Here is a 654-nt window from a genome sequence, read left to right as displayed (position 1 = left end):
GCCAACCGCTCGTGAAGCCGGCGCAACTGCGCTTCATTGACGCGGCCGTTCTTGAAGGTGAGCGAGCGCGCCGTGTTGATGCCGGCGACCGCCATTTCGTCGTCGGCATAGAACGGCTCCAGCTCGCTGCTGATGAAGCGCCGGTACTTGGTCAATGGCTGCAGGAAGCGTTGGAACAGGTTGTACAGCGGAATGTCATGGTTGCCGGGCACGACGATCTGGGGTCGGGGCAAGGCGTCGAGGAACCGCCTGGCCGCGCGAAACTGATCCGGTTTGGCGCGCTGGGTCAGGTCACCCGACACCACCACCAAGTCCGGGGCGAGGTGCTGGATCAGCGGCACGATGGCGGCCAGCACCGTCTCGTCGATGCGGCCGAAATGAACGTCAGACAGATGAACCAGCGTTTTCACGGGGCGTCTCCGTCATCGGCGGGCACCAAGACCGTCAGCGCCGCCGGTCGAATGCGGTAGCGCAACGGCGTCTGCATCATCATGACCTCGCCATCCGTTGACACGCGCAGGTGCCGGTGTCGCGTGTGCACGGTGAATTCGCGCGCCGCCACAGCGTCGAAATCGCGTGCCTGCTGCAGCCGCTGCAACAGCGCCATGAAGGCCAGCTGCAGCAAGCCAAAACGGCCCATGCGCTGCGTCAGAT

The 654-nt window shown here is 64.5% G+C and carries 1 protein-coding gene and 1 pseudogene; both read right to left on the bottom strand.

Annotated features, from left to right (window positions below; genetic code table 11):
• Nucleotides 1–410 (bottom strand): metallophosphoesterase family protein (locus AC1DYI_RS37775; protein WP_477209171.1); only part of this gene is annotated, 410 nt, incomplete at its 3' end.
• Nucleotides 407–654, bottom strand: a pseudogene (locus AC1DYI_RS37770) (sphingosine kinase); the annotation flags it as partial. The pseudogene AC1DYI_RS37770 and the gene AC1DYI_RS37775, both read right to left, overlap by 4 nt.

The sequence above is a fragment of the Ideonella sp. P3_A4 genome, from assembly GCF_056403075.1.
Note: the sequence above shows the minus strand (reverse complement) of the source record. Positions and strands in the feature narration are given on the sequence as shown.